This is a genomic window from Quadrisphaera sp. DVD1 (assembly GCF_058932755.1).
On record NZ_JBZYWI010000192.1, the window covers coordinates 1 to 4832 of the forward strand.

The window sequence follows — 4832 nt, forward strand, 5'->3', positions numbered from 1 at the left end:
GGGCAGCAGCGGCGGCTGCAGCTGGCGATGGCGCTCGTCGGCGAGCCGGCGCTGCTCGTGCTGGACGAGCCGACCACGGGGCTCGACGTCGAGGCGCGGCGGGCCTTCTGGCGCACCGTCGCCGCGCGGCGCGACGCCGGGGCGGGGGTGCTGCTGACCACCCACCACGTGGAGGAGGCCGCCGCGGTCGCCGACGACGTCGTGGTGCTGCGGGCCGGTCGCGTCGTGGCGCACGGCTCGCCCGCCGCCCTCGTCGACCGGCTGCCGGACCGCACGGTCTCCGCGCGCACGGACCTGGCCCCGGAGGCGCTGCGGGGCGCCCCCGGCGTGCTCTCGGCCCAGCGCGACGGCGAGCGCGTCGTGGTCTCGACCAACGCCCCCGAGCGGGTGCTGCGGCACTGGCTGGACGCCGACCCGCACCTGCACGACCTGCGGGTGGAGGGCGCGGGCCTGGAGGAGGCGCTGGTCGCCCTCACCGGCGCCTCCGGCGACGAGGCGGCGCTGGCGGTGGCCTCGTGAGCGCGGCGAGCGCCACCGGCGCGCCGGCGCTGGACGCCGTCCGCCCGTCGGCCGCTCCGGGCTGGTCGCTGCCGCGGGTGCTCGGCTCGGAGGTGGTGGAGGAGCTGCGCTCCGTCCTGCGCGACCCCCTCACCCTGTTCTTCTCGGTGGGGATGCCGGTGGGCTTCTTCGCCCTCTTCACCTCGCTGTTCGGCGAGCAGGGCGCCGGCGCGGGCAGCACGGGCACGACGGTGGGCGCCACCCTGCTCGCCACCTACGGCACCTTCGGCGTCACGGGCGTCGCCCTCATCACCCCGGGCATCGGGCTGGCGACCGACCGCGACCGCGGCTGGCTGCGGGTCAAGGCCGTCTCGGCCACCCCGGTGCCGGTGACCCTCGTGGCCAAGGCCGTGGCGACGCTGCCGCACTCCCTCGGCGTGCTGCTCGCGATGACGGCCGTGGGCGCCGCGGTCAGCGGGACGCGGCTCGACCCGCTCACCTGGCTCCGGCTGGTCGGCGTGCTCCTGCTCGGCAGCCTGCCGTTCGTGCTGCTCGGCCTGGCCGTGGGGGCGCTGCTGTCCGGCTCGGCCACCACCGCGGTGCTCCAGGCCGTCTTCCTGCCCTCGGCGGTCGCGTCGGGGCTGTGGTTCCCCCTCGAGATGCTGCCCTCGGGCGTCCAGGCCGTGGCTCCGGCGCTGCCGACGTACCACCTGGCGCAGCTCGCGCTGGCCCAGCTCGACGGCTCGCCGGCCACCGGCCACGTGCTGGCCCTGCTGGCCAGCACGGCGGTGCTGGCGGGCGTCGCGGCCCTCGCCCTGCGCCGCGTGCGGCCGTAGCCTCCGGCCGTGACCGCCACCCCCGCTGCCGGCGGGAGCACCTCCCGCCCGGGGTGGAGCGCCTCGTCCCCGTGGTACCTCGCGTACCTGGGGATGCTGGCGTTCCAGCCCCTCTTCGACCCGGCGTCCGGCGCGCTGGCCGTGGGCGCGACCCTCGCCCTGGTGGCGGTCTTCGTGCCCTTCTACCTGCACGTGGAGCGCTCCCCCGGACGGGCCCGGCGGTGGTCCCCGGTCGTGGCCGCCGCCCTCGGCGTCCTGGTGCTCCCGGTGAACGGCGGCGCCAGCGTGCTCTTCGTCTACGCGGCCGCCTTCGCCGGCTCCTACCGGCCGCGGGCGGAGGCGCTGCGGTGGATGGCCGGGCTCAGCGCCGTCGTCCTGGTGCTGGGCGTGGTCTCGCCGGTGCCCTTCCCCTACCGCTTCCTCGCTCTCGGCCCGCCGCTGCTGTTCATCTGGGTGGTCGGCGCCGCGACCCTGACCGAGGCCGACCGCGAGCGGGAGGCGGCCGCCCTGCGGGTGGAGAACGCCCGGATCGAGCAGCTGGCCACGCTGACGGAGCGCGAGCGCCTGGCCCGCGACCTGCACGACCTGCTCGGCCACTCCCTCACCAGCGTCGTGGTGCGCGCCCAGCTCGCCCGGCGCCTCGTGGCCGCCGACCCCGAGCGGGCCGCCGCCGAGCTGCTCGAGCTCGAGCGGACGGCGCGCACGGCGCTCACCGAGGTGCGGGCGACCGTCTCGGGGTGGCGGGCCGTGTCGCTGGACGACGAGCTGGCTACGGCCCGCGACACCCTCGCCGCCGCCGGGGTGGAGCTCGCCGTCGACCGCGACGCGCCGCTCGGCCTCGCGCCGACCGCGGAGGCGGCGCTGGCGCTGGCGCTGCGGGAGGCGGTGACCAACGTGGTGCGCCACGCGGGGGCGACCCGCTGCACCGTCGCGGTGCACCTCCGGGACGGGCGGGCGGTGCTCGAGGTCCGCGACGACGGGGTCGGGGCCGCCGCTCCCGAGGGCGGGGGGCTGACGGGCATGCGCGAGCGGCTGGCCGCCCTGGGCGGGAGCGTCACCCGGGGCGGCGGCTCCCGAGGGGCGGGCACGACCCTGACCGCCTCGCTGCCCGCGCCCGGTGCCCCGTGATCACCGTGGTGCTGGCCGAGGACCAGGCGATGGTGCGCGGCGCCTTCGCCGCGCTGCTGGCGCTCGAGGCCGACATCGACGTGGTGGCCACCGCCAGCGACGGCCCCCAGGCGCTGGCCGCGGTGCGCGCGCACGACCCCGACGTCCTGCTCACCGACGTGGAGATGCCCGGGGCCAGCGGCCTCGACGTCGCCGCCGAGCTGCACCGGAGCGGCGCGCGCACCCGGGTGGTGGTGGTGACCACCTTCGCGCGCTCGGGCTACCTGCGCCGCGCCCTCGACAGCGGGGTGGCCGGGTACGTGCTCAAGGACGCGCCCGTCGAGCAGCTCGCCGACGTCGTGCGCCGGGTGCGGGCCGGTGAGCGGGTGGTCGACCCCGCGCTGGCCGTGGCCGCCTGGGACGGCGCCGACCCGCTGACCGAGCGCGAGCGCGCGGTGCTCGCGCTCGCCGGGGACGGCCGTCCGAACGGCGAGATCGCGGCCGAGCTGCACCTGGCGGAGGGCACCGTGCGCAACTACCTGTCCACGGCGATGACCAAGCTCGGCGCCCGCAACCGCGGGGAGGCCGCGCGGATCGCCCGCGAGCGCGGCTGGCTGTGAGCCGCCGCGGCGCCCGCCCTCACACGTGCTGGGCGGTCCAGGCGGCGTGCAGCCGCGAGTAGGGCCCGCCCGCGTGCGCGAGCTCGGTGGCGGAGCCGACCTCGACCACGCGCCCGGCGTCGACGACCACGACGACGTCGGCCGCCTCGGCGGTGGACAGGCGGTGGGCGATGGCGATCGACGTCCGGCCGCTGAGCACGCCCTCGAGCGCGCGCTGCAGGCGCACCTCGGTGGCGGGGTCGACGGAGGAGGTCGCCTCGTCGAGCACGAGCAGGTCGGGGTCGGCGAGGTGCGCGCGCGCCAGCGCCACGAGCTGGCGCTCCCCTGCGCTCAGCCGCTCCCCGCGCTGGCCCACGGCGGTGTCGAGCCCGGCCGGCAGGCCGGCGAGCCAGCCGTCCAGGCCGAGCTCCGCCAGGGCCGCGGCGGCGTCGGCGTCGCTGGCCCCGGGCCGGCCCAGGCGCACGTTCGCGCCGACGGTGGTGTCGAAGAGGAAGCCCTCCTGGGGCACGACGACGACCCGGCGGTGCAGCGAGGGCCCGCGCAGCCGGCGGGCGTCGACGCCGGAGAGCAGCACCTCGCCGCGGTCGGGGTCGACGAGGCGGGTGACCAGCCGGGCCAGGGTGGTCTTGCCCGACCCGGTCTCGCCCACCACCGCCACGCGCGCCCCGGCGGGCAGGTGCAGGTCGACGTCGTGCAGCACCGGCGCCGCCGTGCCGGGGTAGGTGTAGGAGACCCCGCGCAGCCGGACGTCGACCGGCCCGGAGGGGAGGTCCAGCGCGTCGGCCTCGGCCGGCTCGGCCACCTCGACCGGGGTGTCCAGGACGCCGATGACCCGCCGCCACCCGGCCAGGGCGTTCTGCAGCTCGTTGAGGACCTCGGTGGCGGCCTGCACCGGGGCGGTGAAGAGCTGGACGATGAAGAGGAAGGCCAGGAGCTGGCCCAGGGTGATCTCCCCCGCCAGCCCGAGGAACGTCCCGGCGACCACGACGGCGGCGAGCACCAGCCCGGAGACCAGCACGCCGATCGAGAAGGTCGTGGCGGTCGCCGTCTGCGCGCGCACGGCGTCGCGCCGGTGGGCCTCCACGGCGGCGTCCACCGAGCGCCAGGTGCGCGCCGACGCGGCGTGAGCGCGGATGGTGTCGGCGCCGACGACGGCCTCGGAGATCCCGCCGAGCAGGTCTCCCATCCGCTCGCGCACCGCGGCGTAGGCGCGGCTGACCGGCTGCTGCAGGCGGTGGCGGGCGAGGACGACCGGCACGAAGCACGCCCACACGAGCAGGGCCAGCTGCCAGGAGTAGACGAGCATCAGGCCGGTGGCGAGCACCAGCTGACCCAGGGACAGGACGAGCACGAGCATGCCGGTCTGCAGGAACGTGGAGATGGTGTCCACGTCGCTGGTGACGCGCGAGACCACCGACCCGCGCCGCTCCCGGTTCTGGGTGAGCACCGCGAGGTCGTGGATGTGGTCGAAGGCCCGCTCGCGCAGCGTGGCCAGGCCCGCCTCGCTGGCGCGGAACAGCCGCACGTTGACCACGTAGGACGTCGCCGCCGTCGCCAGGACCACCACGGCGGCGAGGCTCGTGAGCACGGCGACGAGGCCGACGTCCGGGCCGCCGGGGCCCTGCAGGCCGCGGTCGACGGTCTGCTGGACGGCGACCGGCACGGCGATCCGCCCCAGCGTGGTCAGCGCCGCGAGCGCCAGCGTGGTGCGCAGCCCGACGGCGATCTCCGGGGACAGCGCTACGGCGCGGCGCACGGTGGCGCGGGTTCC

General features: G+C 77.6%; 5 protein-coding genes. 4 read left to right on the forward strand and 1 reads right to left on the reverse strand.

Features of this window, described 5'->3' with window-relative positions:
* From AC5FZL_RS15470 to AC5FZL_RS15485, 4 genes are all read left to right on the forward strand, one after another.
* Positions 1 to 519, forward strand: a 519-nt coding sequence (locus tag AC5FZL_RS15470) for an AAA family ATPase (RefSeq protein ID WP_493619775.1), incomplete at its 5' end; no start/stop codon positions are given.
* Positions 516 to 1334 carry an ABC transporter permease gene (locus AC5FZL_RS15475; protein WP_493619776.1) on the forward strand — a complete coding sequence of 273 codons (819 nt, stop codon included), beginning with the start codon at positions 516 to 518 and terminating at the stop codon, positions 1332 to 1334. The genes AC5FZL_RS15470 and AC5FZL_RS15475, both read left to right, overlap by 4 nt.
* 9 nt (positions 1335 to 1343) lie before the next feature.
* Positions 1344 to 2462 carry a sensor histidine kinase gene (locus AC5FZL_RS15480; protein ID WP_493619777.1) on the forward strand — a complete coding sequence of 373 codons (1119 nt, stop codon included), beginning with the start codon at positions 1344 to 1346 and terminating at the stop codon, positions 2460 to 2462.
* Positions 2459 to 3061, forward strand: coding sequence for a response regulator transcription factor (locus AC5FZL_RS15485; protein WP_493619778.1), 603 nt, complete (start codon positions 2459 to 2461; stop codon positions 3059 to 3061). Before AC5FZL_RS15480 ends, AC5FZL_RS15485 begins: the two co-directional genes overlap by 4 nt.
* Before the next feature lie 19 nt (positions 3062 to 3080).
* Here AC5FZL_RS15485 and AC5FZL_RS15490 read toward each other — a convergent pair.
* Positions 3081 to 4832 (reverse strand): ABC transporter ATP-binding protein (locus AC5FZL_RS15490; protein ID WP_493619779.1); only part of this gene is annotated, 1752 nt, incomplete at its 5' end.